We start from the raw sequence: 16221 nt of genomic DNA, 5'->3' as shown, positions 1-16221 counted from the left end.
AGCCATCGTGTCTGACCCGAACCTGAACGACGCCGTCGAGCCGACGGCGGGCGCCTTCGAGTCCGCCGAGGACGAGCTCGACATCGTCGAGGCGGCGGACGCCGAGGAGTCGGACCAGGCCGAAGCCGCCGACGCCGACGAGGCCCCCGAGGCCGGCGACGAGGCGTCCGAGGACACCGCCGAGGAGACCGCGGACGCGGCCGACGAGGAGGAGGCCGAGCCGGCCGAGCCCGTCGACCCCGTCACGGCCCTGCGCGAGGAGCTCCGCGGGCTGCCGGGCGAGTGGTACGTCATCCACACGTACGCCGGTTACGAGAAGCGTGTGAAGGCCAACCTGGAGCAGCGCGCCGTCTCGCTGAACGTGGAGGAGTTCATCTATCAGGCCGAGGTGCCTGAGGAGGAAATCGTCCAGATCAAGAACGGCGAGCGCAAGAACGTCCGCCAGAACAAGCTCCCCGGCTATGTCCTGGTGCGCATGGACCTGACGAACGAGTCCTGGGGCGTCGTCCGCAACACCCCCGGCGTCACCGGCTTCGTGGGCAACGCCTACGACCCGTACCCGCTGACGCTGGACGAGATCGTCAAGATGCTCGCTCCGGAGGCCGAGGAGAAGGCCGCCCGTGAGGCCGCCGAGGCCGAGGGCAAGCCGGCTCCGGCCCGCAAGGTCACCGTCGAGGTCCTCGACTTCGAGGTCGGCGACTCGGTCACCGTCACCGACGGCCCGTTCGCGACGCTGCAGGCGACGATCAACGAGATCAACGCCGACTCGAAGAAGGTCAAGGGCCTGGTCGAGATCTTCGGTCGCGAGACCCCGGTCGAGCTGAGCTTCGACCAGATCCAGAAGAACTGAGCTTTCCGCCCGCTTCTGGACACATGCCTACCGAGCAGGTCAGACAGGCTCTCGCAGCCGGTCTGACCTGCTTGGTTTTTGGTCGCACGGCTATACCCGTTATCGTTGTGCGGTATGCCTGCATCCGGATGACCGGATGAAGGCGAAAACTCTCACTAGGACCCGGAGAGAGCACATGCCTCCCAAGAAGAAGAAGGTCACGGGGCTTATCAAGCTCCAGATCAACGCCGGTGCGGCGAACCCGGCCCCGCCGGTCGGCCCCGCACTGGGTCAGCACGGCGTCAACATCATGGAGTTCTGCAAGGCCTACAACGCCGCGACCGAGTCGCAGCGTGGCATGGTCGTGCCGGTGGAGATCACGGTCTACGAGGACCGCTCCTTCACCTTCATCACCAAGACTCCGCCGGCCGCCAAGCTGATCCTCAAGGCCGCGGGTGTGGAGAAGGGCTCCGGCGAGCCGCACAAGACCAAGGTCGCCAAGCTGACGGCTGCCCAGGTCCGCGAGATCGCCACGACGAAGCTCCCCGACCTGAACGCCAACGACCTCGACGCCGCGTCGAAGATCATCGCTGGCACCGCCCGCTCCATGGGCATCACGGTCGAAGGCTGATTCAGCCCCACGCCCTCAGTGGTAGGACCGGCGCTGGTCCGCACCACGACTCCACACTCTGAAAACCATCAGGAGTAGAAGTGAAGCGCAGCAAGAACCTCCGCGCTGCGGACGCCAAGATCGACCGGGAGCGCCTGTACGCCCCGCTCGAGGCCGTCCGTCTCGCCAAGGAGACCGCCACCACGAAGTTCGACGGCACCGTCGAGGTCGCCTTCCGCCTGGGTGTCGACCCGCGCAAGGCCGACCAGATGGTCCGCGGCACCGTGAACCTCCCGCACGGCACCGGCAAGACCGCCCGGGTCCTGGTCTTCGCGACCGGTGACCGTGCTGCGGCCGCGGAAGCCGCCGGCGCCGACATCGTCGGCTCCGACGAGCTCATCGACGAGGTGGCGAAGGGCCGTCTGGACTTCGACGCCGTCGTCGCGACCCCGGACCTCATGGGCAAGGTCGGCCGCCTCGGCCGCGTGCTCGGTCCGCGTGGTCTGATGCCGAACCCGAAGACCGGTACGGTCACCCCCGATGTCGTGAAGGCTGTCAACGACATCAAGGGCGGCAAGATCGAGTTCCGCGTCGACAAGCACTCGAACCTGCACTTCATCATCGGCAAGGTCTCCTTCGACGAGACCAAGCTGGTGGAGAACTACGCAGCGGCGCTGGACGAGGTCCTCCGCCTCAAGCCGTCCGCGGCGAAGGGCCGCTACATCAAGAAGGCCGCCCTGGCGACCACGATGGGCCCCGGCATCCCGCTGGACTCCAACCGCACCCGCAACCTCCTCGTCGAGGAGGACCCGGCCGCCGTCTGAGCCCCCGCGCTCGTACGACCGCCGCGTCACGTGTGACATGGGACGGGCCCCGCAACCTTTCGAGGTGCGGGGCTCGTCCTCATTCGTACGTGGACATGACTGTCGGACCCCTGCGTTAGCGTGGGTGACCGAGAGTCGAACGAGGGGTGGGAATCTCAGATGGTGACGAATACCGTACGGCGCGTGGGTCTGTGCGTCGCTGTGGCGGCGGCGCTGACCTCGGTCGCGGCCTGTGGCGGATCGGACGACGGGGGTACGGGCAAGGGCTCCGGCAAGACCGAGAGCCGCGGCGGCTCCGTGGTGAAGGTCGACCCGATCGCCGCGCTGGTCGCCGTGCAGAAGAAGACCGGCCAGGCGCACTCGGCGCGGATCGACGGCACGACGACCATGGGCAGCGCGATGTCCGCCAAGCAGCAGGGCGCCATCGACTGGTCCGACGGCATCACCGGCACGCTGAAGATCACCTCCACCGGTGGCGCCATGGCCGACAGCATGAAGCAGCTCGGCAGCAACGGCACGATGGAAGCCCGGTACCTCAAGGACGGGTACATGGTGGACATGGGCGAGGCCATGGCCCAGCAGACCGGCGGCAAGCGCTGGATCAGCTACAGCTACGACGACATGGCCAAGCTCTCCGGCGCCGCGGGCGCCGCGATGGAGGACCAGATGCAGAACAGCACCCCCGAGCAGGGGGTGAAGTCGCTGCTGGCCTCCGGTGACGTGAAGAAGGTCGGCCAGGAGGACGTGCGCGGCGTCCGCGCCACGCACTACTCGGGTACGGTCGACGTCGCCGAGCTGACCGCCAAGAACGGCAATCTGGACGCCGACGAGGTCGCCCAGCTCAAGGAGCAGCTGGCCACCTCCGGGATCACCACCGAGACCATCGACATCTGGGTGGACGACAACGACCTCCTGGTGAAGAAGACCGAGCGCGGCCAGATGAACACCGGCGAGCTCAACTCCACGGTGTTCTACAGCGACTACGGCGTGAAGGTGTCCGTCGAGGCCCCGCCGGCCGCCCAGACCGTCGACTTCACCGAGCTGATGAAGCAGCAGCAGGGAGCCGCTTCGTAACCCGGTTCCGGGGAGTTCAAACCTCCCGGCACCGATCGAAACGGGACGGATTTGCCCGGCGCGACCCGAGTCGCGTACTCTTCTGCAGAAGCCAAAGACCGCTGGTCGTTGTTCTGAATCCATCAGGGTTCGGGCAACCGAAGGCTCCGTTGATGCGGACGACCTGCGCAGGTGACTGTGGAGAGCTCCCGGACTTCGTTCGGTCGAGCTTCGCCCTGGCGCCTGCGCCGGGGCGTTTCGTCTTTCCGGTCCCTTTCGAGCGGTCCTCATCACCCGGAAGGAGGCCGACGCTATGGCTAGGCCCGACAAGGCTGCTGCGGTAGCCGAGCTCGCGGACCAGTTCCGCAGCTCGAATGCCGCCGTGCTGACCGAGTACCGGGGTCTCACCGTGGCACAGCTCAAGCAGCTGCGCCGTTCGCTCGGTGAGAACGCCCAGTACGCCGTGGTGAAGAACACGCTGACCAAGATTGCGGCCAACGAGGCCGGGATCGACACGCTGGACGACCTGTTCGCAGGTCCGACGGCGGTTGCCTTCGTCACCGGTGACCCGGTGGAGTCGGCGAAGGGTCTTCGTGACTTCGCCAAGGACAACCCGAACCTGATCATCAAGGGCGGTGTCCTTGACGGCAAGGCGCTGTCCGCCGATGACATCAAGCAGCTCGCGGACCTCGAGTCCCGCGAGGTTCTGCTCGCCAAGCTGGCCGGTGCCATGAAGGGCAAGCAGACTCAGGCTGCGCAGCTCTTCCAGGCGCTGCCGTCGAAGTTCGTCCGCACCGCGGAAGCGCTTCGCGTCAAGCTGGAGGAGCAGGGCGGTGCCGGTACGCCGGCTCCCGCCGAGGCCGCCGAGTAATCACGCTCAGCGGTCCAGCGGGCACCGTGTACGCCCGCCGACACATACATCCGGCACCTGCCGAATAGTGGAAGGACGCCTGTCATGGCGAAGCTGTCCCAGGAAGACCTGCTCGCTCAGTTCGAGGAGCTCACCCTCATCGAGCTCGCCGAGTTCGTGAAGGCCTTCGAGGAGAAGTTCGACGTCACCGCCGCCGCGGCCGTCGCCGTCGCGGGCCCGGGCCAGGCCGGCCCGGCCGCCCCGGTCGAGGAGGAGAAGGACGAGTTCGACGTCATCCTCACCGCCGCCGGTGACAAGAAGATCCAGGTCATCAAGGTCGTGCGCGAGCTGACCTCCCTCGGCCTGAAGGAGGCCAAGGACCTCGTCGACGGCGCCCCGAAGCCCGTCCTCGAGAAGGTCGCGAAGGACGCCGCGGAGAAGGCTGCCGAGTCCCTCAAGGGCGCCGGCGCCTCCGTCGAGGTCAAGTGACCCGAGGAGTCCTCTGACTCCTCAGGACCCCCGTGCCGCGAGGCGCGGAGTCACATCGCGAAAGGCGATCACCCGTACGGGTGATCGCCTTTCGGCGTACCGGAGGCGGGTGCCTTGCCCTTCGCGCGTTGACGAGTATGGTGATCTTCGCCGTGCGCCTCTCGCGGGGCCCGAGGGCGGCCGGGGCCGAGGGGGCCCTTGACGAACCGCACGCGGCGCGCAATTCTCAAGGCGCGTCGCCGAATCGATCCGAATCCGAGGCATGGATCGACGGTGAAGCGGGCAGTAAAGAAGGGCGCACCTCGCGCAGGGCTGAACAAGGGTGTTGAGAAGAGCTGTTGAGAGCAACGTGGGTCTCTGAAAACCCCGACTGGACATCAGTGTGGCACTTGGCTACACTGACCCTTTGCGCTGCCTGTTAGCTGCCTCCTGCCCGTCACCAGGGGCATACCCATCTTGAGCATCGTGGACCGATCATCCCTGATCTGGGATTTTCTGCCCTCATGTCCAATTTGGGACCGGTACGCGCGTAGTGAGTCCGAGCCCTCGGAAGGACCCCCTCTTGGCCGCCTCGCGCAACGCCTCGACCGCGAATACGAACAACGGCGCCAGCACCGCCCCGCTGCGCATCTCTTTTGCAAAGATCAAGGAGCCCCTCGAGGTTCCGAACCTCCTCGCGCTGCAGACCGAGAGCTTTGACTGGCTCCTCGGCAACGCCGCCTGGAAGGCTCGCGTCGAGGCTGCTCTGGACAGTGGACAAGACGTCCCCACCAAGTCCGGCCTGGAGGAGATCTTCGAGGAGATCTCTCCGATCGAGGACTTCTCCGGGTCGATGTCGCTCACGTTCCGCGACCACCGTTTCGAGCCCCCGAAGAACTCGATCGACGAGTGCAAGGAGCGCGACTTCACGTTCGCCGCCCCGCTCTTCGTCACGGCCGAGTTCACCAACAACGAGACCGGCGAGATCAAGTCCCAGACGGTCTTCATGGGCGACTTCCCGCTCATGACCAACAAGGGCACCTTCGTCATCAACGGCACCGAGCGTGTCGTGGTGTCGCAGCTGGTCCGCTCGCCGGGTGTCTACTTCGACTCCTCGATCGACAAGACGTCCGACAAGGACATCTTCTCCGCCAAGATCATCCCCTCCCGGGGTGCCTGGCTGGAGATGGAGATCGACAAGCGCGACATGGTCGGTGTCCGCATCGACCGCAAGCGCAAGCAGTCGGTCACCGTCCTCCTGAAGGCGCTCGGCTGGAGCACCGAGCAGATCCTTGAGGAGTTCGGCGAGTACGAGTCCATGCGTGCCACCCTGGAGAAGGACCACACCCAGGGCCAGGACGACGCGCTGCTCGACATCTACCGCAAGCTCCGCCCGGGCGAGCCGCCCACCCGCGAGGCCGCTCAGACGCTGCTCGAGAACCTCTACTTCAACCCGAAGCGCTACGACCTCGCGAAGGTCGGCCGCTACAAGGTGAACAAGAAGCTCGGCGCGGACGAGCCGCTGGACGCCGGCGTGCTCACCACCGACGACGTCATCGCGACCATCAAGTACCTGGTCAAGCTGCACGCCGGTGAGACCGAGACGGTCGGCGAGTCCGGCCGGACGATCGTCGTCGAGACCGACGACATCGACCACTTCGGCAACCGCCGCCTGCGCAACGTCGGCGAGCTCATCCAGAACCAGGTCCGTACGGGTCTCGCCCGTATGGAGCGCGTCGTGCGTGAGCGCATGACGACCCAGGACGTCGAGGCGATCACGCCGCAGACCCTGATCAACATCCGGCCGGTCGTCGCCTCCATCAAGGAGTTCTTCGGCACCAGCCAGCTGTCGCAGTTCATGGACCAGAACAACCCGCTGTCGGGTCTCACCCACAAGCGCCGTCTGTCGGCGCTCGGCCCGGGTGGTCTCTCCCGTGAGCGGGCCGGCTTCGAGGTCCGAGACGTGCACCCGTCCCACTACGGACGCATGTGCCCGATCGAGACCCCCGAAGGCCCGAACATCGGTCTGATCGGTTCGCTCGCCTCGTACGGCCGCGTCAACGCGTTCGGCTTCATCGAGACGCCGTACCGCAAGGTCGTCGACGGCCAGGTCACCGACGAGGTCGACTACGTCACCGCCGACGAGGAAGACCGTTTCGTCATCGCCCAGGCGAACGCGACGCTCTCCGACGAGCTGCGCTTCACCGAGCCCCGCGTCCTGGTCCGCCGTCGTGGCGGAGAGGTCGACTACGTGCCCGGCACCGAAGTCGACTACATGGACGTCTCGCCGCGCCAGATGGTGTCCGTCGCGACCGCGATGATCCCCTTCCTGGAGCACGACGACGCCAACCGTGCCCTCATGGGCGCGAACATGATGCGCCAGGCCGTCCCGCTCATCAAGAGCGAGGCGCCGCTCGTCGGCACCGGCATGGAGTACCGCTGCGCCACCGACGCCGGCGACGTGCTGAAGGCCGAGAAGGACGGTGTGGTCCAGGAGGTCTCCGCGGACTACATCACCGTCACGAACGACGACGGTACGTACACCACGTACCGCATCGCCAAGTTCATGCGCTCCAACCAGGGCACCTCGGTCAATCAGAAGGTCGTCGTCTCCGAGGGCGACCGCGTCATCGAGGGCCAGGTCCTCGCCGACGGCCCGGCCACCGAGTTCGGTGAGATGGCGCTCGGCAAGAACCTGCTCGTGGCGTTCATGCCCTGGGAGGGTCACAACTACGAGGACGCGATCATCCTGTCGCAGCGCCTCGTGCAGGACGACGTCCTCTCCTCGATCCACATCGAGGAGCACGAGGTCGACGCCCGTGACACCAAGCTCGGCCCCGAGGAGATCACCCGGGACATCCCGAACGTCTCCGAGGAGGTCCTCGCCGACCTCGACGAGCGCGGCATCATCCGTATCGGTGCCGAGGTCGTCGCCGGCGACATCCTCGTCGGCAAGGTCACGCCCAAGGGTGAGACCGAGCTGACCCCCGAGGAGCGCCTGCTCCGCGCGATCTTCGGTGAGAAGGCGCGCGAGGTCCGCGACACCTCGCTGAAGGTGCCGCACGGTGAGATCGGCAAGGTCATCGGCGTCCGCGTCTTCGACCGCGAAGAGGGCGACGAGCTGCCGCCGGGCGTGAACCAGCTGGTCCGCGTCTACGTCGCGCAGAAGCGCAAGATCACCGACGGTGACAAGCTCGCCGGCCGTCACGGCAACAAGGGCGTCATCTCGAAGATCCTGCCGATCGAGGACATGCCGTTCCTGGAGGACGGCACCCCGGTCGACATCATCCTCAACCCGCTGGGTGTCCCGTCCCGAATGAACCCGGGACAGGTCCTGGAGATCCACCTCGGCTGGCTCGCCAGCCGCGGCTGGGACGTCTCCGGCCTCGGTGACGAGTGGGCCAAGCGCCTGCAGGCCATCGGCGCCGACCAGGTCGCCCCCGGCACCAACGTCGCCACGCCCGTCTTCGACGGTGCGCGCGAGGACGAGATCTCCGGTCTCTTCGAGGCCACGATCCCGAACCGCGACGGCATGCGTCTGGTGCAGCCCTCCGGCAAGGCCAACCTGTTCGACGGCCGCTCCGGCGAGCCGTTCCCGGACCCGGTCTCGGTCGGCTACATGTACATCCTGAAGCTGCACCACCTGGTCGACGACAAGCTCCACGCCCGTTCGACCGGCCCGTACTCCATGATCACGCAGCAGCCGCTGGGTGGTAAGGCGCAGTTCGGTGGGCAGCGATTCGGTGAGATGGAGGTGTGGGCCCTTGAGGCTTACGGCGCCGCTTACGCCCTCCAGGAACTGCTGACGATCAAGTCCGACGACGTCACCGGCCGCGTGAAGGTCTACGAGGCGATCGTCAAGGGCGAGAACATCCCCGAACCGGGCATTCCCGAGTCCTTCAAGGTGCTCATCAAGGAAATGCAGTCGCTCTGCCTCAACGTGGAGGTGCTGTCCTCGGACGGCATGTCCATCGAGATGCGCGACACGGACGAGGACGTCTTCCGCGCGGCGGAGGAGCTCGGTATCGACCTGTCCCGGCGCGAGCCGAGCAGCGTCGAAGAGGTCTGACGGGTTGGCCGGCCGGATCCCCGTGATCCGGCCGGCTCTCCCCGGACCCGTTCAGACCATTGCTGAAGTGCCCCGATTTCTCGCGTGACGCGAGGGGGCTCGAACCCCCGAAAGAGGGATTGACGACAAGTGCTCGACGTCAACTTCTTCGACGAGCTGCGGATCGGCCTTGCCACCGCGGACGACATCCGGACCTGGTCCCACGGCGAAGTGAAGAAGCCGGAGACCATCAACTACCGCACCCTCAAGCCCGAAAAGGACGGACTCTTCTGCGAGAAGATCTTCGGTCCGACCCGGGACTGGGAGTGCTACTGCGGCAAGTACAAGCGTGTCCGCTTCAAGGGCATCATCTGTGAGCGCTGCGGCGTCGAGGTCACCCGCGCCAAGGTGCGCCGCGAGCGCATGGGCCACATCGAGCTCGCCGCTCCCGTCACCCACATCTGGTACTTCAAGGGCGTCCCGTCGCGTCTGGGCTACCTGCTGGACCTCGCGCCGAAGGACCTTGAGAAGGTCATCTACTTCGCCGCGTACATGATCACGTTCGTGGACGAGGAGCGCCGCACCCGCGACCTCCCCTCCCTGGAGGCCCACGTCTCCGTCGAGCGCCAGCAGGTCGAGAACCGCCGCGACTCCGACCTGGAGAACCGCGCCAAGAAGCTTGAGTCCGACCTGGCCGAGCTGGAGGCCGAGGGCGCCAAGGCCGACGTACGCCGCAAGGTGCGCGAAGGTGCCGAGCGCGAGATGAAGCAGCTGCGCGACCGTGCGCAGCGCGAGATCGACCGCCTCGACGAGGTGTGGAGCCGCTTCAAGAACCTCAAGGTCCAGGACCTGGAGGGCGACGAGCTGCTCTACCGCGAGCTGCGTGACCGCTTCGGCACGTACTTCGACGGCTGCATGGGCGCCGCCGCGCTGCAGAAGCGCCTGGAGTCCTTCGACCTCGACGAGGAGGCCGAGCGCCTCCGCGAGATCATCCGTACCGGCAAGGGCCAGAAGAAGACCCGTGCGCTCAAGCGCCTCAAGGTCGTCTCCGCGTTCCTGCAGACCAGCAACAAGCCCAAGGGCATGGTGCTCGACTGCGTGCCGGTCATCCCGCCGGACCTGCGTCCGATGGTGCAGCTGGACGGTGGCCGCTTCGCGACCTCCGACCTGAACGACCTGTACCGCCGCGTGATCAACCGCAACAACCGCCTGAAGCGGCTTCTCGACCTCGGCGCGCCCGAGATCATCGTGAACAACGAGAAGCGCATGCTCCAGGAGGCCGTGGACGCCCTCTTCGACAACGGTCGTCGCGGTCGCCCGGTCACCGGTCCCGGTAACCGTCCCCTGAAATCCCTCAGCGACATGCTGAAGGGCAAGCAGGGTCGTTTCCGTCAGAACCTGCTCGGCAAGCGCGTGGACTACTCCGCGCGTTCCGTGATCGTCGTCGGTCCGCAGCTCAAGCTGCACCAGTGCGGTCTGCCGAAGGCGATGGCGCTGGAGCTCTTCAAGCCGTTCGTGATGAAGCGCCTGGTCGACCTGAACCACGCGCAGAACATCAAGTCGGCCAAGCGCATGGTCGAGCGCGGCCGCACCGTCGTGTACGACGTCCTCGAAGAGGTCATCGCCGAGCACCCGGTGCTGCTGAACCGTGCGCCCACGCTGCACCGCCTCGGCATCCAGGCCTTCGAGCCGCAGCTGGTCGAGGGCAAGGCCATCCAGATCCACCCGCTCGTCTGCACCGCGTTCAACGCGGACTTCGACGGTGACCAGATGGCCGTGCACCTGCCGCTCTCCGCGGAGGCGCAGGCCGAGGCCCGCATCCTGATGCTGTCCTCGAACAACATCCTGAAGCCGGCCGACGGTCGTCCCGTCACCATGCCGACCCAGGACATGGTGCTGGGCCTGTTCTTCCTGACCACCGACGGCGAGCTCCGCGACACCAAGGGCGAGGGCCGCGCGTTCGGCTCCACGGCCGAGGCGATCATGGCGTTCGACGCCGGCGAGCTGGCGCTCCAGTCGTCCGTCGACATCCGCTTCCCGGTGGGCACCATCCCGCCGCGTGGCTGGGTGCCGCCGGTCGCCGAGGAGGGCGAGCCCGAGTACCAGCCGGGTGACACCTTCCGGCTGCGGACGAGCCTGGGCCGCGCGCTCTTCAACGAGCTGCTGCCCGAGGACTACCCGTTCGTCGACTACTCGGTCGGCAAGAAGCAGCTCTCCGAGATCGTCAACGACCTCGCCGAGCGCTACCCCAAGGTCATCGTGGCGGCGACGCTCGACAACCTGAAGGCGGCCGGCTTCCACTGGGCGACCCGTTCGGGCGTCACCGTGGCCATCTCCGACGTCGTCGTGCCCGAGGCCAAGAAGGCCATCGTCAAGGGCTACGAGGAGCAGGACGAGAAGGTCCAGAAGCAGTACGAGCGCGGTCTGATCACCAAGGACGAGCGCACGCAGGAGCTCATCGCGATCTGGACCAAGGCGACCAACGAGGTTGCCGAGGCCATGAACGAGAACTTCCCCAAGACGAACCCCATCTTCATGATGGTTGACTCGGGTGCCCGAGGAAACATGATGCAGATGCGTCAGATCGCCGGTATGCGTGGTCTGGTGTCCAACGCCAAGAACGAGACGATCCCGCGTCCCATCAAGGCGTCCTTCCGTGAGGGCCTCACCGTTCTGGAGTACTTCATCTCCACGCACGGTGCCCGTAAGGGTCTGGCGGACACCGCTCTGCGTACCGCCGACTCGGGTTACCTGACCCGTCGTCTGGTGGACGTCTCGCAGGACGTGATCATTCGCGAGGAGGACTGCGGCACCGACCGCGGCCTCAAGCTGAAGATCGCCGTCAAGGGTGCCGACGGTGTCCTCCGCAAGACGGACGACGTCGAGACCTCGGTCTACGCCCGCATGCTCGCCGAGGACGTCGTGGTGGACGGCAAGGTCATCGCGCCTGCCAACGTCGACCTCGGTGACGTCCTGATCGACGCCCTGGTGGGCGCCGGCGTCGAGGAGGTCAAGACCCGCTCGGTCCTGACCTGTGAGTCCGCGGTCGGCACCTGTGCCTTCTGCTACGGGCGCTCGCTCGCCACCGGCAAGCTGGTCGACATCGGTGAGGCGGTCGGCATCATCGCCGCCCAGTCCATCGGTGAGCCCGGTACCCAGCTGACGATGCGTACCTTCCACACCGGTGGTGTGGCCGGTGACGACATCACCCAGGGTCTGCCGCGTGTCGTCGAGCTCTTCGAGGCGCGTACGCCCAAGGGTGTCGCCCCGATCTCCGAGTCCGCGGGCCGTGTCCGCATCGAGGAGACCGAGAAGACCAAGAAGCTCGTCGTCACCCCGGACGACGGCAGCGACGAGATCCCCTTCCCGATCTCGAAGCGCGCCCGTCTCCTGGTGGGCGAGGGCGACCACGTCGAGGTGGGCCAGAAGCTCACCGTGGGTGCCACCAACCCGCACGACGTGCTGCGCATCCTCGGCCAGCGCGCGGTCCAGGTCCACCTGGTCGGCGAGGTCCAGAAGGTCTACAACTCGCAGGGCGTGTCGATCCACGACAAGCACATCGAGATCATCATCCGGCAGATGCTCCGCCGCGTGACGATCATCGAGTCCGGCGACGCGGAGCTGCTGCCGGGCGAGCTCGTGGAGCGCTCGAAGTTCGAGACCGAGAACCGTCGCGTGGTCACCGAGGGCGGTCACCCCGCCTCCGGCCGTCCGCAGCTGATGGGTATCACCAAGGCGTCGCTGGCGACGGAGTCGTGGCTGTCCGCGGCCTCCTTCCAGGAGACGACCAGGGTCCTGACGGACGCGGCGATCAACGCCAAGTCCGACTCCCTGATCGGCCTCAAGGAGAACGTCATCATCGGTAAGCTCATCCCGGCCGGTACGGGCCTGTCCCGCTACCGCAACATCCGGGTCGAGCCGACCGAGGAGGCCAAGGCCGCGATGTACTCGGCCGTCGGCTACGACGACATCGACTACTCGCCGTTCGGCACGGGCTCCGGCCAGGCCGTTCCGCTGGAGGACTACGACTACGGTCCGTACAACCAGTAAGCGAGTCGCTTGATACGCCCGGAGGGCGGTCATCCCGGTTGCGGGGTGGCCGCCCTCCGGCGTGTGATACGTCACAGTGGCGCGCCGGAGGGGCGGGGCTCCCGGGGGCCCACGCGGGGCTCGTATGGCCTCAGAGGCGCTCTCAGGGGCTTGTGGGGCATCCGTACGGGTCGGGACAAGCCGGGCGCGCGGGCCGGCCGCCCGGGCTGGACGCCATTTGTTTTGACCCAGGTCCGTGAGGTAGGTACGCTCAGACCTTGTGCCTGGGGTGTGCCTGGGTTCGCGTGCGTGTCCTCAACCGCATGGCGAGCCTGTCTTCGGCCACCGTGATCCGTGCTCCTCATGCCGTTTCGGTACGGGCTCGCAGGATCCGACACACCCGACCGCGTGGGTCGGCGACGTTCCAGGTTAGTTTCACCGACGGCACACAGAAACCGGAGAAGTAGTGCCTACGATCCAGCAGCTGGTCCGGAAGGGCCGGCAGGACAAGGTCGAGAAGAACAAGACGCCCGCACTCGAGGGTTCGCCCCAGCGCCGCGGCGTCTGCACGCGTGTGTTCACGACCACCCCGAAGAAGCCGAACTCCGCGCTCCGGAAGGTCGCACGTGTGCGCCTGACCTCGGGCATCGAGGTCACGGCCTACATCCCGGGTGAGGGACACAACCTGCAGGAGCACTCCATCGTGCTCGTGCGTGGTGGCCGTGTGAAGGACCTGCCGGGTGTTCGTTACAAGATCATCCGCGGCTCGCTCGACACCCAGGGTGTCAAGAACCGCAAGCAGGCCCGCAGCCGCTACGGCGCCAAGAAGGAGAAGTAAGAATGCCTCGTAAGGGCCCCGCCCCGAAGCGCCCGGTCATCATCGACCCGGTCTACAGCTCTCCTCTTGTCACGTCGCTGATCAACAAGATCCTGCTCGACGGCAAGCGTTCCACCGCCGAGCGGATCGTGTACGGCGCCATGGAGGGTCTTCGCGAGAAGACCGGCGCCGACCCGGTCATCACGCTGAAGCGCGCGCTGGAGAACGTCAAGCCCTCGCTCGAGGTCAAGTCCCGCCGTGTCGGTGGCGCCACCTACCAGGTGCCGATCGAGGTCAAGCCCGGTCGTGCCGCCACTCTGGCCCTCCGCTGGGTCGTGGGTTACTCCCGCGCCCGCCGCGAGAAGACGATGACCGAGCGGCTCATGAACGAGCTGCTCGACGCCTCGAACGGTCTTGGCGCTGCCGTCAAGAAGCGTGAGGACACCCACAAGATGGCCGAGTCCAACAAGGCCTTCGCGCACTACCGCTGGTAGTCGCTACCCCCATCGAGACCGAGAGAAGACTGAGCCTTATGGCCACCACTTCGCTTGACCTGGCCAAGGTCCGCAACATTGGGATCATGGCCCACATCGACGCGGGCAAGACGACCACCACTGAGCGGATCCTGTTCTACACCGGCGTTTCGTACAAGATCGGTGAGGTCCACGACGGCGCTGCCACGATGGACTGGATGGAGCAGGAGCAGGAGCGCGGCATCACCATCACGTCCGCCGCGACGACCTGTCACTGGCCGCTCAACGATGTTGACCACACCATCAACATCATCGACACCCCGGGTCACGTCGACTTCACCGTCGAGGTGGAGCGTTCGCTCCGCGTCCTCGACGGCGCCGTCACCGTGTTCGACGGTGTGGCCGGCGTCGAGCCGCAGTCCGAGACCGTCTGGCGTCAGGCGGACCGCTACGGCGTGCCGCGTATCTGCTTCGTCAACAAGCTCGACCGCACCGGTGCCGACTTCCTGCGCTGCGTCAACATGATCGTGGACCGCCTCGGCGCGACCCCGATCGTCATGCAGCTGCCGATCGGTGCCGAGGCGGACTTCACGGGCGTCGTCGACCTCGTGTCGATGAAGGCCTTCGTGTACCCCGAAGAGGCCGCCAAGGGCGAGATGTACAACGTCGTTGACATCCCGGCCGAGCTCCAGGAGCAGGCGGACGAGTGGCGCGGCAAGCTCCTTGAGGCCGTCGCGGAGAACGACGACGCCATGATGGAGCTGTACCTGGAGGGCACCGAGCCCACCCAGGACCAGCTGCACGAGGCGATCCGTCGCATCACCCTGGCCTCCAAGGGCAGCGCCGACTCCGTCACCGTCACCCCGGTGTTCTGTGGCACCGCGTTCAAGAACAAGGGCGTCCAGCCCCTGCTCGACGCGGTCGTCCGCTACCTGCCTTCCCCCCTGGACGTCGAGGCCATCGAGGGCCACGACCCCAAGGACCCCGAGACGGTCATCAAGCGCAAGCCCTCGGACGAGGAGCCGCTGTCGGCTCTGGCGTTCAAGATCGCGAGCGACCCGCACCTCGGCAAGCTCACCTTCGTCCGGATCTACTCCGGTCGCCTGGACGCCGGCACCGCGGTGCTGAACTCCGTCAAGGGCAAGAAGGAGCGCATCGGCAAGATCTACCGTATGCACGCGAACAAGCGTGAGGAGATCGACTCGGTGGGCGCCGGCGACATCATCGCCGTCATGGGCCTGAAGCAGACCACCACCGGTGAGACGCTGTGCGACGACAAGAACCCGGTCATCCTGGAGTCCATGGACTTCCCGGCGCCGGTCATTCAGGTCGCCATCGAGCCCAAGTCCAAGGGTGACCAGGAGAAGCTGGGTGTCGCCATCCAGCGCCTCTCCGAGGAGGACCCGTCCTTCCAGGTGCACTCCGACGAGGAGACCGGCCAGACCATCATCGGTGGTATGGGCGAGCTGCACCTCGAGGTGCTCGTCGACCGCATGAAGCGCGAGTTCCGCGTCGAGGCGAACGTCGGCAAGCCCCAGGTCGCGTACCGCGAGACGATCCGCAAGGCCGTCGAGCGCATCGACTACACGCACAAGAAGCAGACTGGTGGTACCGGCCAGTTCGCGAAGGTGCAGATCGCCATCGAGCCCCTTGAGGGCGGCGACGCGTCGTACGAGTTCGTCAACAAGGTCACCGGTGGCCGCATCCCCCGTGAGTACATCCCCTCGGTGGACGCGGGTGCCCAGGAAGCCATGCAGTTCGGCATCCTGGCCGGTTACGAGATGGTCGGCGTCCGCGTCATCCTTCTCGACGGTGGTTACCACGAGGTCGACTCCTCGGAGCTCGCCTTCAAGATCGCCGGTTCGCAGGCGTTCAAGGAGGGTGCCCGCAAGGCGTCCCCCGTGCTCCTTGAGCCGATGATGGCCGTCGAGGTCACCACGCCCGAGGACTACATGGGCGATGTCATCGGCGACCTCAACTCCCGCCGTGGCCAGATCCAGGCCATGGAGGAGCGCAGCGGCGCTCGCGTCGTGAAGGGCCTCGTGCCCCTCTCGGAGATGTTCGGCTACGTCGGAGACCTCCGCAGCAAGACCTCGGGTCGCGCAAGCTACTCGATGCAGTTCGACTCCTACGCCGAGGTTCCGCGGAACGTCGCCGAGGAGATCATCGCGAAGGCCAAGGGCGAGTAACTCTTCCGAGCTCACGCTTTAGGCTTGTCAC

At 66.4% G+C, this 16221-nt stretch carries 11 protein-coding genes; all 11 read left to right on the top strand.

All coding sequences use genetic code 11. From position 1 onward, the window contains the following. Nucleotides 1–7: 7 nt before the first annotated feature. Nucleotides 8–850: a transcription termination/antitermination protein NusG gene (gene nusG / locus ACIQZN_RS08175; RefSeq protein ID WP_018101262.1), complete on the top strand. Its 843-nt coding sequence runs from the start codon at nucleotides 8–10 to the stop codon at nucleotides 848–850. A gap of 175 nt (nucleotides 851–1025) precedes the next feature. Further along, a complete protein-coding gene (gene rplK / locus ACIQZN_RS08170; RefSeq protein WP_018101261.1) occupies nucleotides 1026–1460 on the top strand; it encodes a 50S ribosomal protein L11 in 435 nt (144 codons plus the stop codon). Nucleotides 1461–1540: 80 nt separating this feature from the next. Beyond that, nucleotides 1541–2263, top strand: a complete 723-nt coding sequence (gene rplA / locus ACIQZN_RS08165; RefSeq protein ID WP_361023510.1) for a 50S ribosomal protein L1 — start codon at nucleotides 1541–1543, stop codon at nucleotides 2261–2263. Nucleotides 2264–2422: 159 nt separating this feature from the next. After that, a complete protein-coding gene (locus ACIQZN_RS08160) occupies nucleotides 2423–3337 on the top strand; it encodes a hypothetical protein (RefSeq protein WP_403989485.1) in 915 nt (304 codons plus the stop codon). 292 nt (nucleotides 3338–3629) lie between these two features. Continuing rightward, nucleotides 3630–4187 (top strand): 50S ribosomal protein L10, encoded by a 558-nt coding sequence (rplJ, locus tag ACIQZN_RS08155; RefSeq protein ID WP_018101258.1) that lies wholly within the window; start codon nucleotides 3630–3632, stop codon nucleotides 4185–4187. An 84-nt stretch (nucleotides 4188–4271) separates the two neighbouring features. Then, nucleotides 4272–4655, top strand: a complete 384-nt coding sequence (rplL, locus tag ACIQZN_RS08150) for a 50S ribosomal protein L7/L12 (protein WP_403989483.1) — start codon at nucleotides 4272–4274, stop codon at nucleotides 4653–4655. 562 nt (nucleotides 4656–5217) lie between these two features. Then, nucleotides 5218–8703: a DNA-directed RNA polymerase subunit beta gene (gene rpoB, locus ACIQZN_RS08145; RefSeq protein ID WP_403989481.1), complete on the top strand. Its 3486-nt coding sequence runs from the start codon at nucleotides 5218–5220 to the stop codon at nucleotides 8701–8703. Between the two features lie 129 nt (nucleotides 8704–8832). Beyond that, complete coding sequence (locus ACIQZN_RS08140; protein ID WP_403989479.1) at nucleotides 8833–12732, top strand: DNA-directed RNA polymerase subunit beta'; 3900 nt, start codon at nucleotides 8833–8835, stop codon at nucleotides 12730–12732. 445 nt (nucleotides 12733–13177) lie between these two features. Beyond that, complete coding sequence (rpsL, locus tag ACIQZN_RS08135; protein ID WP_003948652.1) at nucleotides 13178–13549, top strand: 30S ribosomal protein S12; 372 nt, start codon at nucleotides 13178–13180, stop codon at nucleotides 13547–13549. A 2-nt stretch (nucleotides 13550–13551) separates the two neighbouring features. After that, nucleotides 13552–14022: a 30S ribosomal protein S7 gene (rpsG, locus tag ACIQZN_RS08130; RefSeq protein WP_018101248.1), complete on the top strand. Its 471-nt coding sequence runs from the start codon at nucleotides 13552–13554 to the stop codon at nucleotides 14020–14022. Between the two features lie 38 nt (nucleotides 14023–14060). Beyond that, nucleotides 14061–16190, top strand: coding sequence for an elongation factor G (gene fusA, locus ACIQZN_RS08125; protein WP_403989477.1), 2130 nt, complete (start codon nucleotides 14061–14063; stop codon nucleotides 16188–16190). The last annotated feature ends 31 nt before the right edge of the window (nucleotides 16191–16221 follow it).

The organism is Streptomyces sp. NPDC097595 (assembly GCF_044761525.1).
GTDB classification, from domain to species: Bacteria; Actinomycetota; Actinomycetes; order Streptomycetales; family Streptomycetaceae; genus Streptomyces; species Streptomyces drozdowiczii_A.
Note: the sequence above shows the minus strand (reverse complement) of the source record. Positions and strands in the feature narration are given on the sequence as shown.

What these genes read in the sequence shown, in the direction of transcription:
- rplK (WP_018101261.1), top strand. Translation starts at nt 1,026, where the DNA reads ATGCCTCCCAAGAAGAAGAAGGTCACGGGGCTTATCAAGCTCCAGATC.
- ACIQZN_RS08160 (WP_403989485.1), top strand. Translation starts at nt 2,423, where the DNA reads ATGGTGACGAATACCGTACGGCGCGTGGGTCTGTGCGTCGCTGTGGCG.
- rplJ (WP_018101258.1), top strand. Translation starts at nt 3,630, where the DNA reads ATGGCTAGGCCCGACAAGGCTGCTGCGGTAGCCGAGCTCGCGGACCAG.
- rplL (WP_403989483.1), top strand. Translation starts at nt 4,272, where the DNA reads ATGGCGAAGCTGTCCCAGGAAGACCTGCTCGCTCAGTTCGAGGAGCTC.
- rpsG (WP_018101248.1), top strand. Translation starts at nt 13,552, where the DNA reads ATGCCTCGTAAGGGCCCCGCCCCGAAGCGCCCGGTCATCATCGACCCG.
- fusA (WP_403989477.1), top strand. Translation starts at nt 14,061, where the DNA reads ATGGCCACCACTTCGCTTGACCTGGCCAAGGTCCGCAACATTGGGATC.